Source organism: Sphingomonas sp. SKA58 (assembly GCF_000153545.1).
GTDB lineage: Bacteria > Pseudomonadota > Alphaproteobacteria > Sphingomonadales > Sphingomonadaceae > Sphingobium > Sphingobium soli.
In genome coordinates this window covers 115,279-135,798 of record NZ_CH959307.1, presented here as the reverse complement: position 1 = coordinate 135,798, position 20,520 = coordinate 115,279, and the positions used below count along the sequence as shown (strand labels likewise).

The 20,520-nt window shown below is 63.2% G+C and carries 26 protein-coding genes; 14 read left to right on the top strand and 12 right to left on the bottom strand.

Features of this window, described 5'->3' with window-relative positions; genetic code table 11:
- The first annotated feature begins 29 nt into the window (after positions 1–29).
- Entirely contained in the window at positions 30–548 is a 519-nt protein-coding gene (locus SKA58_RS09920; protein ID WP_037543353.1) for a tetratricopeptide repeat protein, read from the top strand.
- Between the two features lie 7 nt (positions 549–555).
- Here SKA58_RS09920 and hemW read toward each other — a convergent pair whose 3' ends face one another.
- Positions 556–1,737 (bottom strand): radical SAM family heme chaperone HemW, encoded by a 1,182-nt coding sequence (gene hemW, locus SKA58_RS09915; RefSeq protein ID WP_009822285.1) that lies wholly within the window; start codon positions 1,735–1,737, stop codon positions 556–558.
- Between hemW and SKA58_RS20505 the strand changes: the two genes are divergently transcribed.
- Both SKA58_RS20505 and SKA58_RS09910 read left to right on the top strand, forming a co-directional pair.
- The gene (locus SKA58_RS20505; protein WP_266100841.1) at positions 1,724–1,858 is read left to right on the top strand and encodes a hypothetical protein; all 135 of its coding nucleotides are present in this window, start codon (positions 1,724–1,726) and stop codon (positions 1,856–1,858) included. The two genes, hemW and SKA58_RS20505, sit on opposite strands and share 14 nt — an antisense overlap.
- Positions 1,859–1,880: 22 nt before the next feature.
- A complete protein-coding gene (locus SKA58_RS09910) occupies positions 1,881–2,687 on the top strand; it encodes a hypothetical protein (RefSeq protein ID WP_009822284.1) in 807 nt (268 codons plus the stop codon).
- Positions 2,688–2,691: 4 nt separating this feature from the next.
- Here SKA58_RS09910 and rdgB read toward each other — a convergent pair whose 3' ends face one another.
- Positions 2,692–3,321 (bottom strand): RdgB/HAM1 family non-canonical purine NTP pyrophosphatase, encoded by a 630-nt coding sequence (gene rdgB, locus SKA58_RS09905; protein ID WP_009822283.1) that lies wholly within the window; start codon positions 3,319–3,321, stop codon positions 2,692–2,694.
- 91 nt (positions 3,322–3,412) lie between these two features.
- The gene (gene rph / locus SKA58_RS09900; RefSeq protein WP_009822282.1) at positions 3,413–4,129 is read right to left on the bottom strand and encodes a ribonuclease PH; all 717 of its coding nucleotides are present in this window, start codon (positions 4,127–4,129) and stop codon (positions 3,413–3,415) included.
- Positions 4,130–4,275: 146 nt separating this feature from the next.
- On the opposite strand from rph, the gene SKA58_RS09895 reads away from it, so the two are divergent.
- Genes SKA58_RS09895 through grpE form a run of 3 tightly spaced genes read left to right on the top strand, consistent with a single transcriptional unit; the run spans position 4,276 to position 6,420 of the window.
- Positions 4,276–4,785 carry a DUF6438 domain-containing protein gene (locus SKA58_RS09895; protein ID WP_009822281.1) on the top strand — a complete coding sequence of 170 codons (510 nt, stop codon included), beginning with the start codon at positions 4,276–4,278 and terminating at the stop codon, positions 4,783–4,785.
- A gap of 40 nt (positions 4,786–4,825) precedes the next feature.
- Entirely contained in the window at positions 4,826–5,869 is a 1,044-nt protein-coding gene (gene hrcA / locus SKA58_RS09890) for a heat-inducible transcriptional repressor HrcA (protein ID WP_009822280.1), read from the top strand.
- Positions 5,866–6,420: a nucleotide exchange factor GrpE gene (gene grpE, locus SKA58_RS09885; RefSeq protein WP_009822279.1), complete on the top strand. Its 555-nt coding sequence runs from the start codon at positions 5,866–5,868 to the stop codon at positions 6,418–6,420. Before hrcA ends, grpE begins: the two co-directional genes overlap by 4 nt.
- A gap of 51 nt (positions 6,421–6,471) precedes the next feature.
- Here grpE and SKA58_RS09880 read toward each other — a convergent pair whose 3' ends face one another.
- Positions 6,472–7,734, bottom strand: coding sequence for an HD-GYP domain-containing protein (locus tag SKA58_RS09880; RefSeq protein ID WP_009822278.1), 1,263 nt, complete (start codon positions 7,732–7,734; stop codon positions 6,472–6,474).
- A 128-nt stretch (positions 7,735–7,862) separates the two neighbouring features.
- Here SKA58_RS09880 and SKA58_RS09875 point away from each other — a divergent pair, with 128 nt between their 5' ends.
- Both SKA58_RS09875 and SKA58_RS09870 read left to right on the top strand, forming a co-directional pair.
- On the top strand, positions 7,863–8,504 hold the full coding sequence (locus tag SKA58_RS09875) for a PadR family transcriptional regulator (RefSeq protein ID WP_009822277.1): 642 nt from the start codon (positions 7,863–7,865) through the stop codon (positions 8,502–8,504).
- 3 nt (positions 8,505–8,507) lie between these two features.
- A complete protein-coding gene (locus tag SKA58_RS09870; RefSeq protein WP_009822276.1) occupies positions 8,508–8,786 on the top strand; it encodes a DUF2218 domain-containing protein in 279 nt (92 codons plus the stop codon).
- A 30-nt stretch (positions 8,787–8,816) separates the two neighbouring features.
- Here SKA58_RS09870 and ruvC read toward each other — a convergent pair whose 3' ends face one another.
- From ruvC to SKA58_RS09850, 4 genes are all read right to left on the bottom strand, one after another.
- A complete protein-coding gene (gene ruvC / locus SKA58_RS09865; RefSeq protein WP_009822275.1) occupies positions 8,817–9,308 on the bottom strand; it encodes a crossover junction endodeoxyribonuclease RuvC in 492 nt (163 codons plus the stop codon).
- A gap of 40 nt (positions 9,309–9,348) precedes the next feature.
- The gene (locus SKA58_RS09860) at positions 9,349–10,092 is read right to left on the bottom strand and encodes a YebC/PmpR family DNA-binding transcriptional regulator (RefSeq protein ID WP_009822274.1); all 744 of its coding nucleotides are present in this window, start codon (positions 10,090–10,092) and stop codon (positions 9,349–9,351) included.
- A 111-nt stretch (positions 10,093–10,203) separates the two neighbouring features.
- Positions 10,204–10,446, bottom strand: a complete 243-nt coding sequence (locus tag SKA58_RS09855) for a DUF2312 domain-containing protein (protein WP_009822273.1) — start codon at positions 10,444–10,446, stop codon at positions 10,204–10,206.
- 56 nt (positions 10,447–10,502) lie between these two features.
- Complete coding sequence (locus SKA58_RS09850; RefSeq protein ID WP_009822272.1) at positions 10,503–10,802, bottom strand: DUF1244 domain-containing protein; 300 nt, start codon at positions 10,800–10,802, stop codon at positions 10,503–10,505.
- A 117-nt stretch (positions 10,803–10,919) separates the two neighbouring features.
- On the opposite strand from SKA58_RS09850, the gene pyk reads away from it, so the two are divergent.
- Positions 10,920–12,386, top strand: coding sequence for a pyruvate kinase (pyk, locus tag SKA58_RS09845; protein WP_083784888.1), 1,467 nt, complete (start codon positions 10,920–10,922; stop codon positions 12,384–12,386).
- 140 nt (positions 12,387–12,526) lie between these two features.
- On the opposite strand, the gene ykgO is transcribed toward pyk, so the two are convergent.
- Positions 12,527–12,652 (bottom strand): type B 50S ribosomal protein L36, encoded by a 126-nt coding sequence (gene ykgO, locus SKA58_RS09840; RefSeq protein WP_004210176.1) that lies wholly within the window; start codon positions 12,650–12,652, stop codon positions 12,527–12,529.
- A gap of 201 nt (positions 12,653–12,853) precedes the next feature.
- Here ykgO and SKA58_RS09835 point away from each other — a divergent pair, with 201 nt between their 5' ends.
- Both SKA58_RS09835 and SKA58_RS09830 read left to right on the top strand, forming a co-directional pair.
- Positions 12,854–13,447, top strand: coding sequence for a hypothetical protein (locus SKA58_RS09835; RefSeq protein WP_009822270.1), 594 nt, complete (start codon positions 12,854–12,856; stop codon positions 13,445–13,447).
- Positions 13,444–14,574 carry a M14 family metallopeptidase gene (locus tag SKA58_RS09830; RefSeq protein WP_009822269.1) on the top strand — a complete coding sequence of 377 codons (1,131 nt, stop codon included), beginning with the start codon at positions 13,444–13,446 and terminating at the stop codon, positions 14,572–14,574. Before SKA58_RS09835 ends, SKA58_RS09830 begins: the two co-directional genes overlap by 4 nt.
- 18 nt (positions 14,575–14,592) lie before the next feature.
- On the opposite strand, the gene SKA58_RS09825 is transcribed toward SKA58_RS09830, so the two are convergent.
- The 3 genes from SKA58_RS09825 to SKA58_RS09815 are packed head-to-tail and all read right to left on the bottom strand — an operon-like array spanning position 14,593 to position 17,702.
- A complete protein-coding gene (locus tag SKA58_RS09825; RefSeq protein WP_009822268.1) occupies positions 14,593–15,309 on the bottom strand; it encodes a dienelactone hydrolase family protein in 717 nt (238 codons plus the stop codon).
- Positions 15,310–15,326: 17 nt separating this feature from the next.
- Positions 15,327–16,328 (bottom strand): 50S ribosomal protein L11 methyltransferase, encoded by a 1,002-nt coding sequence (locus tag SKA58_RS09820; protein WP_009822267.1) that lies wholly within the window; start codon positions 16,326–16,328, stop codon positions 15,327–15,329.
- Positions 16,329–16,367: 39 nt separating this feature from the next.
- Positions 16,368–17,702 carry a methyl-accepting chemotaxis protein gene (locus tag SKA58_RS09815; RefSeq protein ID WP_009822266.1) on the bottom strand — a complete coding sequence of 445 codons (1,335 nt, stop codon included), beginning with the start codon at positions 17,700–17,702 and terminating at the stop codon, positions 16,368–16,370.
- A gap of 186 nt (positions 17,703–17,888) precedes the next feature.
- On the opposite strand from SKA58_RS09815, the gene sdhC reads away from it, so the two are divergent.
- The 3 genes from sdhC to sdhA are packed head-to-tail and all read left to right on the top strand — an operon-like array spanning position 17,889 to position 20,478.
- Positions 17,889–18,287 carry a succinate dehydrogenase, cytochrome b556 subunit gene (sdhC, locus tag SKA58_RS09805; RefSeq protein WP_037542946.1) on the top strand — a complete coding sequence of 133 codons (399 nt, stop codon included), beginning with the start codon at positions 17,889–17,891 and terminating at the stop codon, positions 18,285–18,287.
- Positions 18,287–18,676 (top strand): succinate dehydrogenase, hydrophobic membrane anchor protein, encoded by a 390-nt coding sequence (gene sdhD, locus SKA58_RS09800; RefSeq protein WP_009822263.1) that lies wholly within the window; start codon positions 18,287–18,289, stop codon positions 18,674–18,676. The genes sdhC and sdhD overlap by 1 nt, the downstream gene beginning before the upstream one ends.
- Complete coding sequence (gene sdhA, locus SKA58_RS09795) at positions 18,676–20,478, top strand: succinate dehydrogenase flavoprotein subunit (protein ID WP_009822262.1); 1,803 nt, start codon at positions 18,676–18,678, stop codon at positions 20,476–20,478. The genes sdhD and sdhA overlap by 1 nt, the downstream gene beginning before the upstream one ends.
- Positions 20,479–20,520: the final 42 nt, after the last annotated feature.

Here is a 20,520-nt window from a genome sequence, read left to right as displayed (position 1 = left end):
CATCGCCTGAAACATGGCTGGAGAAGATAATGCGTTTCACCCCCGCCTCGATCGCGCTTGCCGCCCTGCTGACGACTGTGTCCAGCGTCGGCTTTAGCCAACGGCCGGACAGTCAGATCAGCCCCCAGTCGGTCGAATGGCAAAAGGCCGGCGAGGCTGCGCGGAAAGCGGGTAATCTGGAGGGCGCGACCGACGCGCTGGAAAGCGCGCTGGCGGTCGATCCGCGCAATCGCGCCGCCTATGTGGCGCTCGCTGAAGTCGCGCGTGCGCAGGGGCTTCAGGGCAAGGCGATCCGCCTTTATAAGGAAGCCTTGCTGCTCGACCCGACCGATGTCGTCGCGTTGGCGGGGCAGGGCGAAGCGATGATGGAGAAAGGTGCGGTCGCCCGCGCCAAGGAGGTGCTGGCGCAGGCGCAAAAGCTCTGCAAGGCCGATTGCGCCCCTGTAGGGGACTTGGCCGCCGCCATCCAGAAGGGACCGCCCGCCGTCGCCATGACCAGCAAGGACACGGTGCCCTCGCCTGAGGCCAAGGCCACCGAACAGCCCTGACGCTGGGTCAGATCGTCACGATTTCAGGCAGGATCGCGTCCAGCAGCAACATGCCGGCCGGCGTGACCTGAATATGGCTTTCCTGCCGGTCCATCAGTCCGATCTCCATCAGTCGCGCGACCGCCAGATCATCGACCAGCTGCGAAATCGTAATGCCCGATTCTGACGCGATGCGGCGAAGGTCGACGCCTTCGCGCAGCCGCAGTCCCATCAGCAGCGCCTCGCGCGCGCGATCCTCGTCCGCCAGCGGCTCTTCGCCCTGCGCGCCATGACCGTTGCGCGCGACGGCATTCATCCAGTTTTCCGGTTTTTTGTGGCGGACCGTCGCTTGGCCTGTGCGTCGCCCATGTGCCCCCGGTCCGATGCCGGCATAATCCCCGTAGCGCCAGTAGGTAAGGTTGTGTCGGCTTTCCTGACCCGGTCGGGCGTGATTGCTGATCTCATAGGCAGGAATGCCCGCCGCAACCGTCATGGATTGCGTCAATTCATAGAGAGTCGCGCCATGATCTGGATCGGCAGGCGTCAGCTTGCCCTGCGCCACCAGCGTCGCAAAGCGCGTGCCTGGCTCGATCGTCAGCTGATAGAGCGAGAGATGCCCTGTGCCAAAGCCCAGCGCGCGCGCCAGTTCGGCCTCCCAGTCCGCCTCGCTCTGTCCCGGTCGCGCATAGATCAGGTCGAAACTCACGCGGTCGAACACGCGTTGCGCCGTTGCCAGCGCCGCCAGCCCTTCGTCGACATCATGCGCGCGCCCCAGGAAATGCAGCGCATCATTGTCGAGCGCCTGCAAACCCAGCGATACCCGGTTAACGCCCGCCGCGGCCAGATCGGCAAAGCGTGCTGCCTCCACCGAATTGGGATTGGCCTCCAGCGTGATCTCACTGTCGGGCGCAAGGCCCCATTGGCGATCCGCCGCAGCGATCAGGTCGGCGACCAGTGCGGGCGGCATCAGCGATGGTGTGCCGCCGCCAAAGAAAATCGACGTCAGCGGCCGCCCGCCGGTCAGCGCCGCCTCATGCGCCATGTCCGCCAGCAATGCGCCGCGCCAGGCATCGACATCAATGCCTTCGCGCACATGGCTGTTGAAGTCGCAATAGGGGCATTTGGACACGCAGAAGGGCCAATGGATATAGAGAGCCAAGGGCTCGGTCGTCGGGGAAGCGACAGGGGGAAGAAATATGGTGTCCGGCATTGCCGCCGCCCTTAGCTGGGAATGCCCGTCAGGGCCAGCAGGGGCCGGCACCCATTCGGTCTATCCTGGCTTTGCCACCATCGACCTGCCGATCGAACCTTACTGGCGGGGTGCGCATTGATCGCCACAAAGGAGAATCTCTCATGGTCCGATCCGCGATGCGTCCGTCCCAAATCATTCTGACCGCGATGGCGATCACCTTGGCGGGATGCAGCGCACCCGGCGATCCGCAGGCGGGAGGGGCCGATAACGCTGCATCCGGCGCTGTTGGCGCGGGAACTGTGTCGGCGGGCGGCGGCGCGCCAGCGCCTGACGCCTCGCTCGATCCGGAATCGGCTAACGCTGCTTCGTCGCCTATCACTGCGGCTGCATCGGCGGATCGCACGCCTTTATCCTGTGCGGCAGACATCGGTACGGCGGCGGCAGAGCGATTGGCAAAGACATGCCGCAATGTGTCGCCCGCCACCCGGCCGCCATGCAACGTCGCCAATAGTTGCGCCACCATGCAGGATGAAATCGCCCGCAGTTGCGCGCTGTTTGACGGAGAGGGAGAGCCGATGGCCGGCTGCGGTCCTGATCCAAAAGGCATGGAAGCGGCCGCCAATGTCGTCAAACGCTATTACGCCGCACTGAACGCCCGCGATTATGATACCGCCTGGCGGCAGTGGGGCAATGACGGTCCCCCAAACCAGTCGCTCGATCGTTTTCGGGCAGGCTTTGCCGACACCCGATCGACACAGGTGACGATCGGCCACCTGACGCCTGGAGATGCAGGCGCAGGCTCGGTCTATCAAACCATTCCCGTGAAGGTGGATGCCGTCCTGGCGGATGGCTCTCATCAGCGCTTCGCCGGCAGCTATGTTGTGCGCCGGGTCAATGATATCGACGGCTCCACCGCCGATCAGCGACGCTGGCATATCGATTCTGCGCGCCTCAAAGCCGCGCAATGACGCTTCAGAACACCGCTTTCACCAATTGAGCGAAGGCATGGGCGCGGTGGCTCATGGCGTGCTTGGCGTCGGGGTCCATTTCTCCAAAGCTGATGTCATGCCCATGGGGCTGAAACATCGGATCATAGCCAAAGCCCTTGTCTCCGCGCGGCGGCCAGACGATGGTGCCATCGACCCGACCCTCGAACGCTTCGACATGACCGTCCGGCCAGGCAAGGGCGAGGGCGCAAACGAAATGGGCATCATGGCCGGCATCTGGCCCTTTGGCCGCAATCCCGTCCCAGACCTTCTGCATCGCCAGGTTGAAGTCCTTGTCCGGGCCCGCCCAGCGCGCCGAAAAAAGCCCCGGATCGCCGCCCAGCGCCTCGACACATAGGCCGCTGTCGTCGGCCAGAGCGGGCAAGCCACTCAAGTCCGCCGCCTGCATCGCCTTCAACTCCGCATTGGCGATGAAGGTCGTGCCGGTTTCCTCCGGTTCGGGCAGGTCAAGCGCGCCGGCGGAAATCGGCTCAATGCCATAGGGGCCGAGCAGCGCCGCAATCTCGCGCACCTTGCCCGCATTATGACTGGCGATCACCAGCTTGCCTGCCTGCAATTTGCGGATCGCCTGTTCCTGTCCGAAATCGTCGCTCATAAGTTTTACTATCTCCGTTCACTTCGAGCTTGTCGAGAAGCGGTTTAAGACATTGGTTCTCGACAGGCTCGAACCGAACGTGGGAACGCGTTTACCGTCCGGTGGCCGCGTCCTGCGCTGCAAAGATCTTGGCGCAGCCGATGCGGGCAAGGCGCAGCAGGCGCAACAACTCTTCCTCGTCATAGGCTGCGCCTTCGGCCGTCGCTTGGACCTCGGCGAACTTGCCGTCGCCAGTCAGGATCAGGTTGGCGTCCGTCTCGGCGTTGCTATCCTCGGCATAGTCGAGGTCGAGCACGGGCGTGCCATTGTAGATGCCGCAGCTGATCGCCGCGACCTTCTGGATGATCGGGTCTTGCGTGAGCGCGCCCGAAGCCAGCAGCTTGTCGACCGCAATGCGCAGCGCGACCCACGAGCCGGAAATGGCCGCCGTGCGGGTCCCGCCGTCAGCCTGGATCACGTCGCAATCGACCACGATCTGCCGCTCGCCCAAGGCCTTCAAGTCGACCACGGTCCGCAGCGATCGGCCGATCAGGCGCTGAATTTCCTGGGTGCGGCCCGACTGCTTGCCCTTGGCTGCCTCGCGGCTGCCGCGCGTATGGGTGGCGCGGGGCAGCATCCCATATTCTGCCGTCACCCAGCCTGAACCCTTGCCGCGAAGGAAGGGCGGCACCTTTTCCTCCACCGACGCGGTGCACAGCACGCGGGTATCGCCGAAGCTGACGAGGCAGCTTCCCTCGGCATGAATGGTGAAGCCAGGCTCCATAGTGATGTTTCGCATCTGGTCGGGCGCGCGGCCGGAAGGACGCATAGATAATCTCCTTGCATGGATCAGGCTGGCGCGCCCAGCCGGGCCGACACCGCCGATGCGCCAGAAAGCGCACTTGCAGCGTCGCTTAGCGGTCGATGGCGCGACTTGCCAGTGTCCAGCGCGCCATTTGGACGATAAGAGGGGGCATGACGACGAAAAACATGATCGCGGCCGGCCTGATTCTGCTGGCGGGCTGCACAATGGAGAGGGAAGGGCTGGAGCCGCCAAAAGCGCCGGGCGACGTGATCCGCTTCACCGCCGGTCGCTGTTTCGGCGCGTGCCCGACCTACACGGTCCAGGTGTCGCCCGATGGCTCTGGCCTGCTGGAGCCAGAACGCAACACTTCCGTCCCCGGCGCGACCCGCTTCACCTTGTCGAGTGCCCAATATCGCCGGCTGATCACCACGCTGGCGCCGCACCGCCCGCCCACCGGCACGACGCAGCGCATCGCCCATGGCGAAAATTGCGAAACCTTCGCCACCGATCTGCCGGCCTATAAGGTTGAATGGAGCCGGCCTGGCCAGGAGTCGACGAAGCTGGAATTCCAGTCGGGCTGCATGGACGCGCGCTATGGCAAGTTAAGGGTCGCTATCGCGTCCGTGCCCAAGATTCTTGACGTCGAACGCATGCTCAACCCGCGTGCGGTAACGCCGTGACGATCTTGAGCGGCGCGATTGCCGCGCTTAGATAAGGATTATGTCGGTTATCCCGATCTCTGAATTGAATGATCGCGCGCGCGATGTTTTCCGCCTGGTGGTCGAAAGCTATCTAGGCACGGGTCTGCCCGTGGGCTCGCGCACGATCAGCAAGATGGCGTCCTTGAGCCTGTCGCCGGCCTCGATCCGCAATGTCATGCAGGATTTGGAGGAGCTGGGCCTGCTTGCTGCGCCGCATACTTCAGCCGGACGGATGCCTACCGAAACGGGTTTGCGACTGTTTGTGGATGGCATGATGCAGGCGGCTGAACCGTCTATCGAGGAACGGCGCGCGATCGAGGCCGGGATTACGGAAAACGGCCCGATTGAAGAGGCTTTGTCCGCCGCCACCGCTACATTGAGCGGCCTGTCTGCCTGCGCCGGCATCGTCATGGTGCCCAAACGCGAACCGGTGCTGCGCCAGTTCGGCTTCGTGCCGCTGAACGCGCGCCAAGCGCTGGCCGTGCTGGTCGGGCAGGATGGATCGGTCGAAAATCGCGTGCTCGACCTGCCTGATGGCGTCAGCCCGGTCATGCTCAATGAAGCGGCGAATTTCATGTCGGCGCGTTTTGTCGGCCTGACCTTGCGCGAAGCGGGCGAGGCGCTTGGCCGTGAAATGGAGGCGGATCGCGGCGCGCTCGACCGGGCCGCTCGCGATCTGGTGGAACGCGGCATCGCTACCTGGTCGCACGACGCTGATGATCGTCCGGTGCTGATCGTGCGCGGGCAGTCCCGCCTGCTCGACGAAAGCATCGCCGCCGACCTGGAACGCGCGCGCCAGTTGCTCGAACAGTTGGAGGGCAAGCAGGAAATTATGGACCTCCTGCGCGGCGCGCTGGCCGGCAGCGCGACCAAAATCTTCATCGGGTCGGAAAACAAGCTCTTTTCCCTGTCGGGTTCTTCCGTCATAGCCGCACCCTATCGTGGCGCGGATGGCCGGGTCGTCGGCGTGGTCGGCGTGATCGGCCCCACGCGCTTGAACTATGCGCGAGTGATCCCCATGGTGGACTTCACTGCACAGACGCTGTCGAGATTGATGAGATGAGCGAAGACAATCAGAATCTGGAAAAAACCGAAGTCGTCGATGCCCTGCCCGAAGATGGTGCGTCTTCTGGCAATGCCACGGCCGACCGCATCGCTGCTCTGGAAGCCGAGCTGGCGACCGCCAAGCAGGACATTCTCTATGCCCATGCTGATACGCAGAATGTGCGGCGGCGGCTGGAAAAGGAACTGGCCGACGCGCGCGCCTATGCCGCCACTGCCTTTGCCCGCGACATGCTGTCGGTGGCTGATAACCTGACCCGCGCCCTTGCGGCCATTCCTGCGGACCTGCGCGACGACGAGAAGTTCAAGGGGCTGGTCGTGGGCCTGGAAGCCACCGGGCGCGAGCTGGAAAGCGTGTTCGGTCGCAACGGCATCACCAAGCTGGAATCGGTCGGCCAACCGCTCGACCCCAACAAGCATCAGGCAATGATGGAAGTCCCGTCCTCTGATGCGGAGCCGGGCACTATTCTCGTTGAAATGCAGGCCGGTTATATGATCAAGGACCGCCTGCTGCGCCCTGCCATGGTCAGCGTCGCCAAAAAGCCTGACTGATAAGCTCGGCCTCCCCCTCCAATCGGTAGGGGGAGGCGAGCACGCGCAACGTTATCCTGCCAGTTGTCGCTTCGTCGCCCGCCCATTCAGCATGGCGTCGATGTCGCTCTGCGAAATTCCCCAATCGGCAGGGTCGACGTTCGCCAATATTGCGTCGCGCGATAATGTTTCCCCGATCATTACGATCTCATTGTCAATCCACGCCTTCTCACGCGTGGAATAGAAGGCCAGAACCTTTGGACGTGATGCGCGCCGGCCATTGTCCAGCACCACGCCAATCCGGTTCGATCGTAGCTGCACGATCAATCCGACCGGATAGGTGTCAATGCTCTGCATAAAGCTGAACAGCAAAACCGGATCAAAATGCCCGTCCCAGCTCTGCATTCGGGTGATCGCCTCTGCCGGTGTCCAGGCTTCCTTATACGCCCGGTTGGACGTCAGCGCGTCATAGACGTCGCAAATCGCCCCCATGCGGGCGGCGAGGCTGATCTCTGAGCCCGAAAGATTTTCGGGATAACCGCTTCCATCGATTTTTTCATGGTGGTGACGGCATACGTCCAGCGCCAACTCCGGCACGGCGTCGATGTCCTTCAGCAACTCAAAGCCCCGTTCGGCATGCGTGCGCACCAGGTTGAATTCGGCATCAGTCAGCCGCCCGGCCTTGTTAAGCAATGCGTCGGGAACCAGCATCTTGCCGATGTCATGCAACAACCCGGCAGTGCCCAGGTCCGCTATCGTCGCTTCGTCCAATTTTATCTGCCGGCCAAGATTGATCATCAACGCGCAGACCGCGACTGAGTGCAGATAGGTATATTCGTCCTTGGACTTCAGACGCAACACCTTGAGAAACGCCTGACGGTTCTTCTCGATCATGGTGGTTACATCCGCCACCACTGCCGTCACAGCGGCACATTGCACGGCCTTGCCTAGCCGGGCGGCATCGAAAATCTCCCGCATGACCTTCTTGGACCTGTCGGCAACGCGGCTGGCCTCGATCCGTGCCCGTTCCCGGCCATCATCCTGGCGAATGGCGCGCGCGGGCTTTACGGTGGCGGAATTGGTTGAGCGCGATGGAGTCGTGGTCACCGGAGCGATGATCCCAGACGGCTTCAAAGACGCCGGTTCGTCCACATCAAGCCCCTTCGACGTGTCGATGATCAGCCGCTCTATCCCGCTCTGAGCAATGGCGGTCATGTCATCTGCATCGACAAGCAGGAAACGTCCTCGCCAGAAGGGGTGCTTGAACCATGATCCTTCGAAACGATGGATGAACATGCCGATCCGGACCTGATCGCGGAGGATGGATTTGTACATCAGCGGCGAGTCCAACGGCCTGCGGCTGCGGGAACGGTCAGCCGCGCAACCCTTGACTCGCCGCTCCCATCTTGACGACATGCAAATTAAAGATATATCTAGACCTATCAAGATAAGGAATTGGGAATATGCATACTCTATCGACGGCCGATCGCAGTCGCACTCGTTGCAGGCGGAACCATGCCGGCGTAGCTGTCTCATTCGGTGTCGGCTTCGGCGGTCGCGAAGGCCATGCCGGTGGCTTTGGCGGCGATACATTTGGACATCATGGTCTTCGCGGCGGCGGTGGTGGACGAGGCGGCGGCGGGCGCCGGCGGGTTTTTGAAAATGATGCGCTACGGCTGGTCCTGCTTAAGCTGATCGCCGACGAACCGCGTCATGGCTACGACCTCATCCGCGCGATCGAGGCGCTATCGGGAGAGGTCTATGCGCCTAGTCCGGGGGTGGTCTATCCCACGCTCACATTGCTTTCGGAAATGGAATTGATCGTGGAGCAGCCAGGCGAAAGCAGCCGCAAGCGCTTCGCTATCACCGACGCTGGCCATGCCAAGCTCGCGGAAGAAAAGGCCGCTCTCGATCAGGCGATGGAGCGGCTCGCTCAGCTCGCCCGCAGGGCGGAGCGCGTCGACCCGGCGCCCGTCCGCCGCGCGATGCACAATCTACGCTTCGCCGTCCAGCAACGGCTTGAAAAGGAAGGGGCCGACAACCAGACCATGTTCGACGTTGCCGCCCTGATCGACGAAGCCGCCAGCAAGATCGAAAGGCTCTGACCCATGACCATTACCGCAACCGTCCCCACCACCAGCGCCAGCCGCTATCTCCAGCAATTGTGCAAACATTGGAGCCACAAGTTCGAGGTCCGGTTTGACACGGATAGGGGGGATATCGCCTTCCCAATGGGGGCGATCCATATGGAAGCCCAGCCCGATGCACTGATTGTCTCTCTGGAACCTAGTCCCGAAGCAGATGTCGGCCGCTTCAAACAGGTCGTTGCGGATCATCTCGACCGCTTCGCCTTTCGCGAAGCGCCGCTCTCTTTCGACTGGCAGTGAAGCAAAGGGGCAGCGTGCCGCCCCCATGGCTTATCCGCGCGGAATCCGCCGCGCGCTTGCCAAATGATGGGCGTGGGTGATCGCAACGGCCAAGGCGTCGGCCGCATCAGGCCCTGCAATCCTCGCCCCCGGCAGCATGCGCTGCACCATGGCATGGACCTGGTCCTTCGATGCGTTTCCGACACCGACGACGGACTTCTTGACCAGCCGCGCGGCATATTCGCCCACCTCCATGCCCGATCGCGACGCGGCGAGCAGAACCACGCCGCGCGCCTGTCCCAGCTTCAAGGTGGATTGCGGATTGACGTTGACGAACACCTCCTCGACCGCCGCGCCATCGGGGCGGTGCTCCAGGATCAGGTCGGTGAGCGCCAAGTCGATCGCCAGCAAACGTGTCGCCAGCGCCATGCCCGCGTCGGTCTTGATCTGACCATTGCCGATATGAGTCAGGCGATTGCCATCGGCCGCGATCAAGCCCCAACCGGTCGTGCCAAGGCCGGGGTCGAGACCGAGCAGGATCATGATGCAGGGGCGGGTCGGATAGGGACGGCGGCGGGGCGTCTCAGCCCAGCTTCTCCATCACGTCATCCGACACTTCATAATTGCCCCAGACGGTCTGGACATCGTCATCATCTTCCAGCGTGTCGACCAGCTTCATCAGCGTGCCGGCATTGCTCTCGTCGACCTCGACCGTAGTGGTCGGCCTCCAGGCGAGCTTGGCGCCGTCCGCCTCGCCCAGCTTGGCTTCCAGCGCCTTGGCGACTTCGTGCAGCGCGTCCATCGCGGTCCAGATTTCGTGCTCGTCCTCGTTGGAGGACACATCGTCAGCGCCTGCTTCCAGCGCCGCTTCGAATACAGCATCGGCATCGCCCGCGCTGGCCGGATAGGTGATGAGGCCGAGATGTTCGAAGCCATGGCTCACCGCGCCCGATGCGCCCAGATTGCCGCCATTTTTGGAAAAGGCGGTGCGAACGTTGGTGGCGGTGCGGTTGCGGTTGTCAGTCAGCGCCTCGACGATGATGGCAACGCCGCCCGGACCATAGCCCTCGTAGCGCACTTCCTCATAATTCTCCATGTCGCCGCCCGACGCCTTGTCAATCGCGCGCTGGATATTGTCCTTTGGCATCGACTGCGCCTTGGCGGCATTGACGGCCAGGCGCAGGCGTGGGTTCATGTCCGGGTCGGGCATGCCCATCTTGGCTGCGACGGTGATTTCCCGGCTCAGCTTGGAGAACATCGAGGACCGCTTCTTGTCCTGCGCGCCCTTGCGATGCATGATGTTCTTGAATTTGGAATGGCCGGCCACGGCCTTTCTCCCGATAATATCTATGATCCGAAGCGCGCTCTCTAACGAGCGCGCCCCGATCCTGCAATGTCGCAGGCGCTCGTGCCGGTCCGGACAGGCCCGGGGGAAAAGTTACTCCATCCCCAGCGCGGCGAGGTAGGTCTGGAGGATGGCCTCCATTTCCTGCCGGTCATGCGGCTGCATCTTCCGCAAGCGGACGATCTGGCGCATGATCTTGCCGTCATATCCATTGGCCTTTGCCTCCAGATAGACGTCCTTGATATCGTCGCCGATGCCCTTCTTTTCCTCTTCCAACCGCTCGATGCGCTCGATGAAAAGGCGTAGCTGATCGGCGGCAACATTGCCCTCGCTCATGGGGTTCTCCGTATGTGAATGTGAATCGGCCGAAAGAATCGGATTGGCGCTCGCCTCTAATGGTTGTCGGCGTTCTTCGCCACACTCTCCTGCATCTTTGCGATCTGGTCGGGCGTGGCTTCGCCCTGATGCTGCGCCTTCCACTGGGCAAAGGGCATGCCGTGGATGATCTCGCGCGCTTCATCCCGGGTCACGTCGCCATGCGCCTGCGCCACCCAGTCGGCCAGGCAGTTGCGGCAGAAGCCCGCCGCCCCCATCAGGTCGATATTCTGCACGTCGGTCCGGTGCTGCAAATGCGCCACCAGGCGTCGGAAGGCGGTTGCGGCAACCGCATCGGTGAGTATGGTGTCGGCCATCGGCGATCCTTTTCGCTGAAACTACATCATCCTGTCGTGCAGCACGGATAACCCATAACGACGCGCTGGCAAGGCCAAGGGTCAGGCCCGGCGCGATCATGACGGTCAGGAGAAGACATGACTAAGTTACCGCCTCGCTCGCGAAAGGTGCGCATTCTGGCAACCCTTGGCCCCGCGAGCGATACGCCCGAAATGATCCGGGCGCTTTTCGTCGCCGGGGCCGACGCCTTCCGCATCAATATGAGCCATGGCACGCATGAGGATCATGCCGCGCGCATTGCCTCCATCCGCGCGCTGGAAAAGGAATTCAATCGGCCGACTACGATATTAGGCGACCTTCAGGGGCCAAAGCTGCGCGTCGGCACCTTCGAAAAGGGCCTTGCCATCCTGGAAAAGGGTGCTGCCTTCGTGCTGGACCAGGACGAAACGCCTGGCGATGCCCGGCGCGTCAATCTTCCCCACCCTGAAATCTACGCGGCGCTGGTTCCGGAAACACGGCTGTTGCTCGACGATGGCAAGCTGGTCCTTCGGGTGAAGGCGGTCAGCGACGATCGTATCGACACCATCGTCGAAGTCGGCGGCACCCTTTCCAATCGCAAGGGCGTCAATGTACCGGACGTGGTCGTGCCGGTGCCCGCACTGACGGACAAGGATCGCCGTGACCTGAGCTTCGCGGTGGAGCAGGGCTGCGACTGGATCGCGCTCAGCTTCGTGCAACGACCCGAAGACCTCGCCGAAGCGCGCAAGCTGATGGGCGGTCATGGCGCGCTCATGGCGAAAATCGAAAAGCCCTCCGCCGTGCAGCGGCTGGAAGAGATTATCGAACTGGCCGATGGCGTGATGGTGGCGCGTGGCGACCTGGGCGTCGAACTGCCGCCGCAGGCCGTGCCGCCGCTTCAGAAACAGATTGTCGCCACAGCGCGCACGCTGGGACGGCCGGTGGTTGTCGCGACCCAGATGCTCGAATCAATGATCAAGTCGCCATCGCCGACCCGTGCCGAAGTGTCCGACGTCGCAACGGCGGTCTATGATGGTGCCGACGCGATCATGCTGTCGGCCGAGACGGCAGCTGGCGACTGGCCGGTCGAAGCGGTCACGATGATGGACAGCATCGCCCACAGCGTCGAGCGCGATCCGGGCTATCTGGCGCGGTTGCACTTCACGGAGACGCGGCCCGATCCAACCACCGCCGACGCCTTGGCCGAAGCGGCGAGCAGCATCGTCTCGGTCATGGGCGCCAGCGCTATCACCTGCTTCACCTCATCGGGCAGCACCGTCCGCCGGGTCGCGCGCGAGCGGCCATCGGCGTCCATCCTGGCGCTGACGCCGCGATCGGACACGGCGCGCAAGCTCGGCCTGACCTGGGGGGTCCATGCCGTTCGCACCAAGGATATCGGCAATTTCGAGGAGATGATCGGCAAGGCCCGGCGGATGGCGCTGCGTCATGGCATGTCCGAAAAGGGCGGCAAGATCGTCGTGCTGGCCGGCGTTCCCTTTGGCACGCCAGGATCGACGAACGTCCTGCATGTCGCGGCCATTCGCGGCGACGAGCTCAAGGGCCGCGACGAATCGCCATCCTTCTGATGCCTTGGGTTCCGGCGAGAGGGTCTTGCCGGAACCCAAGCGTTGCCATCGGCTTTGACAACGCGAAAAGGCGCCCGATCATCGACCGGGCGCCTTCATAATTCGTTACGCAGCTTCCAAAAGGAAGCGACGATCGTCGTTTAGCCCTGGCGAGCCTTGAAGCGACGATTGGTCTTGTTGATGACATAGGTGCGGCCGCGACGACGGATCACGCGGTTGTCCCGGTGGCGGCCCTTGAGCGACTTGAGCGAGTTGCGGATCTTCATGGCAGTCGGCCTTTGATGAATCTGGTTTCGGTCTGAATTTCGAAGCGCTGCCCCTATGGGCCGGGGCGCGCAAAGTCAAGCGCGATGCACCCATTTTTACCCCTGTTCATCGTCGATGCAGCAACTTCGTGGCTTTACGCGTTGAGAGGGGATTAGACCCGTCGCGCCGTCTATCCGGCACATGCCCGTTGGAGTGAAGTCATGTCGAAGCGTCCCCTGATTGCCGCCATTCTAGCTTTGCCGCTCGCCGCCTGTGCGACCGTTCCGCCGGTGGAAGTGACGCGCTTTCACATCGACAATCCGGCGCGATCCGGCACGATCGCCGTGGAAGAAATGCCTGGCAATCCCGATGTCAGCCTGGAGTTTCGCACCTATGCCGCGTCGGTGCAGCAGCAGTTTGCGCAGGTGGGCTTTGAACCCGTGCCAGAGGGCGCCAGCAGCGACTATGTCGCGCTCGTCAACTTTCGCCGCAGCTTCCGGCCCGGCGGCGTCGATCGCAGCGGCCGGCCAGTGAGCGTGGGTGTTGGCGGCGGCGTTGGCAGCGGTGGCTATTCCGGCCTGGGGCTGGGCGTTGGCATCAACCTGTCCGGCAAGCCCAAGGATATCGTGACGACCGAGTTGCACGTGCAATTGCGCCGGCGATCCGATTCGACGACGATCTGGGAAGGTCGCGCCTACACCGAAGGCAAGCAGGGATCGGCCGAGGCGCAACCTGCCGCCGCCGCACAGAAGCTCGCCAGTGCGTTGATCAGGGGCTATCCTGGCGAATCCGGGCGCACTATAACGGTCAAATGAGCATCAGCATTTCCAGCGCTTTCGATAGCGGCAACATTCGCGTCCTTTCCATCACCGACACGGCGTCAGGCCCGCGCGCCGAACTGGAGATCGTCACCGATCATCAGAGCGATTTTTACCAGTGGTTCCATTTCCGCCTGGCCAACGCGGCGGGGCAGGATGTGGAACTGGCCATCGTCAATGGCGCGCGGTCGGCCTATCCGGATGGCTGGCCCGGCTATTGCGCCCGCGTGAGCGAAGATCGCGAAAACTGGTTTCTTGCCGACACCAGCTATGCCGACGGCACGCTCACCATCCGCCTGACGCCCGATAGCAATGCCGTGTGGATCGCCTATTTCGCGCCCTATTCGATGGAACGCCATCATGACCTGATCGCCTGGGCGGCGGGGCAGCCGGGCGTGGTTCATCGCGAATTGGGTCTGACGCTGGACGGGCAACCGATGGACATGCTGACGCTGGGCGATGGTCCTAAGCAGCTGTGGCTCTATGCGCGCCAGCATCCGGGCGAAACCATGGCGCAGTGGTGGATGGAAGGCGCGCTGGAACGATTGTGCGACGAAGAAGACGCCGTCGCGCGCTTGTTGCGGCAGAAGGCGACGATCCATCTTGTCCCCAACATGAACCCAGACGGCAGCCGGCGCGGGCATCTGCGCACCAATGCGGCTGGCGTCAACCTCAACCGCGAATGGCACGAACCCAGCGCGGAACGAAGCCCGGAAGTGCTGATGGTGCGCGACGCCATGGATGAAAGCGGCGTCCATTTCGCGATGGACGTCCATGGCGACGAGGCTATTCCCGCCGTCTTTATCGCAGGCTTTGACGGCATTCCTTCCATCACCGAGCGTCAATCGCAGCTCTATCATCGCTATCGTGACACGCTGGCGCAGCGCACGCCCGATTTTCAGACGCGGCTGGGCTATCCGGTTGCCGGCGCGGGCAAGGCCAATCTGTCCATGTCCACCAATCAGGTGGCGGAGCGGTTCGGGGCGGTGGCCATGACGCTGGAAATGCCCTTCAAGGACAATAACGACCTGCCCGACGCCGATTATGGCTGGTCGCCGGCTCGGTCGATGCAGTTGGCCAAGGATTGCCTGGCCGTGCTGGCGGAGATGATCGACGATCTGTGACAGATGCGCGTTGGCGCGTCAGTCGAACAGCTCAGACAGGAAATTCGTCATCGCTTGGAAGCTCCGCCGGTCTGCGGCGGGGCTGTAGGCCAAGCCCTTGTCAGGCATGTTGGCCGATTCGTCAGTAAAGGCATGCCCGGTGTGGCCATAGGCATGGATTTGCCAGTCGCATCCGGCTTCCGTCAGTTCACGGGCAAGCCCCATCGTCGCCTCGGGCGGAGCGATCGGGTCGTCCCAGCCATGGCAGACGAGCAGTTTTGCGCTGATGGCGGCATAGGGGAAGGGCGGCGGATCATAGACGCCATGGAAGCTCACGCCGCCCGCAATGTCCGCGCCGCTGCGCGCCAGGTCGAGGACGCACAGGCCGCCGAAGCAGAAACCGATAGCCGCCGTCCGGTCCGCGTCCACCATGTCCAGCCCCTTTAGCACCATATGCGCCGCGTTAACCCGGTCGCGCAGCAACGCACGATCATCGCGTAACGCATTCATGTAACGAGCCGCATCGGACTCGGCCCGGGTGGTGCGCTTGCCCTGTCCGTACAGGTCGACAACCAGCAGGCTGTAGCCAAGCTCCGCCACTTTCTGCGCATAGGCGAAATCCGCGTCCTTGGCGCCGAGCACATTGGGAAAGAGCAGGACGCCAGGGCGCCGACCAGCCTTGGGATCGGCCACGACCATATGTTCGAACGGCTCCCCGTCAATCTCGTGAACAAGCGATTCGCGCGTAATGGTCATGATTGATCCCCTGATGCTTAAAGGCTGCCGAAGCCAGGCGCTTCGCCGCGCGCGCCGGCACGCAGGCGCTGCGGCCTTTTCCAGCCGATACGGGGCCGTTTGCGCAGCCGCAATGTCGGCCAGTCGCCACGGTCGCTGCGTTCAGCGAGGCGCATGCCCTGTGCGCGATAGGCCGCCAGGACAGCATCGGCCTGGCCATCGAGCAAGCCGGCAAGGACAATGGTACCGCCATCCTCGACCAAAGCGCACAAGGCTGGCGCCAATTCGATCAGCGGACCGGCCAGAATGTTGGCGATGAGCAGGTCATAGGGCGCGCGGCCGACGATCGCGGCATGGTCGGCGCCCGCTGCCGTCACCAGCGCCAATTTCCCGGCGCCGCTGCCTAGCAAGACTCCATTGGCGCGGGCATTGTCGGCGCTGATTTCCACCGCGACCGGGTCGATGTCCGACGCGATGGCGTGCGCGCGCGGCCAGAGGTTCAGCGCGGCAAAGGCAAGCAGCCCCGTGCCGGTGCCGATGTCGGCGACATTGCGGTATCGCATGCCCACGCGCCGCATCCGGTCCAGCATGGCGAGGCATCCGGCGGTGGTTTCATGCTGGCCTGTGCCAAAGGCGCGGCTGGCCTCGATCAGCAGATTGACATGCCCCGGCGCTTCCGGATCGCTGGCCAGATTGCGGACGTGGAAGCGGCCGGCGGTTACGGCCTCCAGCCCCTGCTGGCTGATCGTCACCCAATCTTCGTCGGGCAGTTGCTCGATAAGGGGTTTTGTCCCGGTGGCGCTGGGCACCAGCGTCTTGAGCAGTTTCACGGCAGCGGCGCTGGGCTTGCCTTCGAAATAGGCATCCAGCTGCCACTGATCCTCGTCGTCGGGATTGGCCTCGCTGGTCATCAAAACCGGCGGGCGGTCCATCAGGGCGAAGGCGGCGATGTCGCCGTCCAGTGCCTCGGCCTCGGCGCGGGTGCAGGGCAGGGTGACTTTCCAGCTTTGCCCGGCTGGCGCGGCGACGGCATCATTCATGCCGCCGGCCTTACTCCAGCATGCAAGGCAGGGGAAGCGTCAGGCGACCTGCCGCCCAAAGTCGGACGACGCATTGCGCAGCCCCGCCAATTTGCCCTCCACGCTCATGAAGCCGCGTTCCAGCTGGTCGATTTCCGACGCGACGATCTCCGTATCCTGGCGGATCGCGGAAATGGTGCTGGACATCGAATCAGCGGCAAGCGCGGTTTCGTCCACAGCCGCGGTTATCATCGTGACGGTCTGCGCCTGCGCGTCCATGGCGTGGCGGATGCGATCGGCGCTGGCCTGAACCTCGCCGACGGTGTCGCGGATACGCTCGTTGGTTTCGACCGACTGGCGCGTCGAATTCTGGATATCGGCGATCTTGCCGGCGATTTCGTCGGTTGCGCGCGCGGTCTGGTTGGCGAGGCTCTTGACCTCCTGCGCCACGACCGCAAAGCCGCGCCCCGCATCCCCTGCACGCGCCGCTTCGATCGTGGCGTTGAGCGCCAGCAAATTGGTCTGGCCGGCGATGTCGCGGATCAGGCCCAGGATGGATTCGATCGATTTGGCATGCTCGGACAGGGTGGCGGACATGCTGACGGCGTCGCCCGATTGCTGCGCGGCGCGTTGCGCTACGTCGGCCGCGCCCTCGACTTCGGTGCGCGCGTCTTCGATCGCGCGGATAAGGCCGGCAGAGGTGCGCGCGGCTTCACGCATCGCCAGAGCCGACTGTTCGGCGGCGGCGGCGACTTCGGACGCCTTGCCCAGCATGCCGCGGGTCGCGGCCGACGCATCCTTGGCCTGTTCGCGCAGCGATTCGCCCAGTTTCGTCGCGCCGTCGATTTCGCCCATGATGCGCTGCTCGAACAACAGACCATAGCGCTGCCGCTCGGATTTCTGCGCTTCGGCCTGATCATTGGCCAGCACATTGCTCATGACGCCCGAATCGAGCATCGCAATCTGCAACATCGCCCGTTGCAATCCGCGTGCGCGCGCCGGATCGTCGGCGCATCGTTCCCACAGCAGATCCAGGATGGTTTCGTTGGCGCTGGCGACTGCGGTGATGACCGCCCGAACTGAAACGTCATGCTTGCGCGCATGGCGCACGCAATTGGCGGCGGATCGCGCCCAGTCGCCCTGCTGAAAATGCAGCAGTTTCTGTTCGACATAATGCCGCGCCTCGGTGCGGATTCGTTCCACGACCGCGCTGCCTAATCGCTGGTCCAGCCCGGTGTCGCGCATGTAGGAGGTGAAAAAGGCCTCCGCGACCTTGGGTATGTCCGCCTCGATCAGCTGGCCGATTTCCTGCGCGGCGCGGCCCACTTGACCGCTGGCGTCGATTTCCGCCAACAGTTCGGGGTTGAGGGTAGCGGCGGATACGGTCGACGGCATGGATGAGTGCCCTTGCTGGTCTTGTGAATGGTGAACTGGCGCCATACTTAGCGGCCTTTGGTTAATCACTTCTTATGCCAGATAGCCCTGAAGTGCAGGCTTTCGCACGCTTGCGCGGCTTGCCCTTGTCGCGCTTCGCTCTTAAGGGGACGGGACTCGAGCACAAGATCAGGGACAAGGGTAGACATGGCGCGAACCTCCAGCCGGCCGCTCTCGCCGCATTTGACGATCTGGAAATGGGGCCCGCACATGGCCGTTTCCATCATGCACCGCGTGACGGGCAACGGCCTGGCCACGGTCGGCGCGCTGGGCCTGGTCTGGTGGCTAATGGCCGCCGCGATCGGCCCGGAAGCCTATGCGACCTTCGTCAGTTGCGCGACATCGCCCATTGGCTATCTGGTGATGATCGGCCTTAGCTGGTTCTTCTTCCAACATCTCTGCTCCGGATTGCGCCACTTCGTCCTCGACATGGGGGCGGGCTATGAACTGCGCACCAACAAGAGCTGGTCGATCGGCGTGTTCCTTGCCGGCGCGGCGCTGACCATCCTGTTCTGGGCATATATCTTCTTCGGAAAGGCGTTCTGATGGGCACGGGAACTGGTATCGGCCGCGTTCGCGGGCTCGGCTCCGCCAAGGAAGGCGCGCATCACTGGCTGACGCAGCGTTATACGGCGGTCGGCAATCTGCTGCTGGTGCTGTGGCTGCTGTTCAGCCTCATCAGCCTGCCGGGCCTCGATTATGACAGCGTGGTCGCCTGGATCGCCAACCCGCTGGTCGCGGTGCCGATGATGTTGATGCTGGTCAGCATCTTCCTGCACCTGCGCCTTGGCATGCAGGTGATGCTGGAGGATTATGTCCATGACAAGGGCCTCAATTTCCTCTGCATTCTGCTGCTGAACTTCTATGCCATTGGCGGCGCGGCCGCCGGCATCTTCGCGATCGCCAAGATCGCCTTCACGGGGACTGCCGAATAATGACCGAAGCCTACAAGATCATCGATCACACCTATGACACGGTCGTCGTCGGCGCGGGCGGTTCGGGCCTGCGCGCCACCATGGGCAGCGCCGAAGCGGGCCTGAAGACCGCCTGCATCACCAAGCTGTTCCCGACCCGGTCGCACACCGTCGCGGCACAGGGCGGTATCGCGGCGAGCCTCGGCAACAACAGCCCGGACCACTGGACCTGGCATATGTACGACACCGTCAAGGGGTCTGACTGGCTGGGCGACCAGGACGCGATCGAATATATGGTGCGCGAGGCGCCTGCCGCGGTCATCGAGCTGGAACATGCCGGCGTGCCGTTCAGCCGCAACGAAAATGGGACGATCTACCAGCGTCCCTTCGGCGGCCATATGCAGAATATGGGCGAAGGCCCGCCGGTGCAGCGCACCTGCGCGGCGGCCGACCGCACCGGCCATGCTATGCTCCACGCGCTCTATCAGCAGTCGCTGAAATATGACGCGGACTTCTACATCGAATATTTCGCCATCGACCTGATCATGGAAAATGGGGAATGCCGGGGCGTCATCGCCATCTGCATGGAGGATGGCTCCATCCACCGCTTCCGCGCCCATGCGGTCGTGCTGGCGACGGGCGGCTATGGCCGTGCCTATTTCTCGGCCACGTCGGCGCATAGCTGCACCGGCGATGGCGGCGGCATGGTGCTGCGCGCTGGCCTGCCGCTCCAGGATCTGGAGTTCGTGCAGTTCCACCCGACCGGCATCTATGGCGCGGGCGTGCTCATCACCGAAGGCGCGCGCGGCGAGGGCGGATACCTCACCAACAGCGAAGGCGAGCGTTTCATGGAACGCTATGCCCCGTCGGCCAAGGACCTGGCCAGCCGCGACGTCGTGTCGCGCTCCATGGCGATGGAAATGCGCGAAGGACGCGGCGTTGGCCCCAACAAGGACCATATCTTCCTGCACCTGGATCATATCGACCCCAAGGTGCTGGCCGAACGCCTGCCCGGCATCACCGAAAGCGGCAAGATTTTCGCGGGCGTCGACCTGACGCGCCAGCCGCTGCCGGTCACGCCGACGGTCCATTATAATATGGGCGGCATCCCCTGTAACTATCATGGCCAGGTGGTGACGAAGATCGGCGACGACCCCGAAGTCGTGGTGCCCGGCCTTTATGCCGTGGGCGAGGCGGCCTGCGTGTCGGTGCATGGCGCGAACCGCCTTGGCTCCAACAGCCTGATCGACCTTGTCGTCTTCGGCCGCGCGACCGGCCTGCACCTCAAGGAAACATTGAAGCCCAATGGCAGCCACAAGCCGCTGCCCAAGGATGCGGCCGATCTGGCGCTGTCGCGCCTCGACACATATCGCAATGCCAAGGGCGGGTCGCCCACCGCCGCGATCCGTCTGGAAATGCAGCACACCATGCAGAAGCATGCCGCCGTGTTCCGCGACAGCGAGTTGCTGGCCGAGGGCGTGCAGAAGATGGCGCAGGTCAACAAGCGGATGGAGGACGTGTCCGTCGCCGACCGCTCGCTGATCTGGAACACCGACCTCATCGAGACGCTGGAGCTCGACAATCTTATGTCGTCGGCGGTCTGCACGATGGTCAGCGCGGAAAACCGCAAGGAAAGCCGTGGCGCGCATGCGCATGAGGATTTCCCGAACCGCGACGACGAAAACTGGATGAAGCACACGATCAGCTGGTTCGACGGCTGGGGTGGCCAGGGCGGCAAGGTCAGCCTCGATTATCGTCCGGTCCACGATTACACGCTCACCGACGAAGCGGATTATATCAAGCCCAAGGCGCGGGTTTACTAAGGGCCGCGACGACAGGTTGAAGGACAAGGGCGGGCCGGCGGG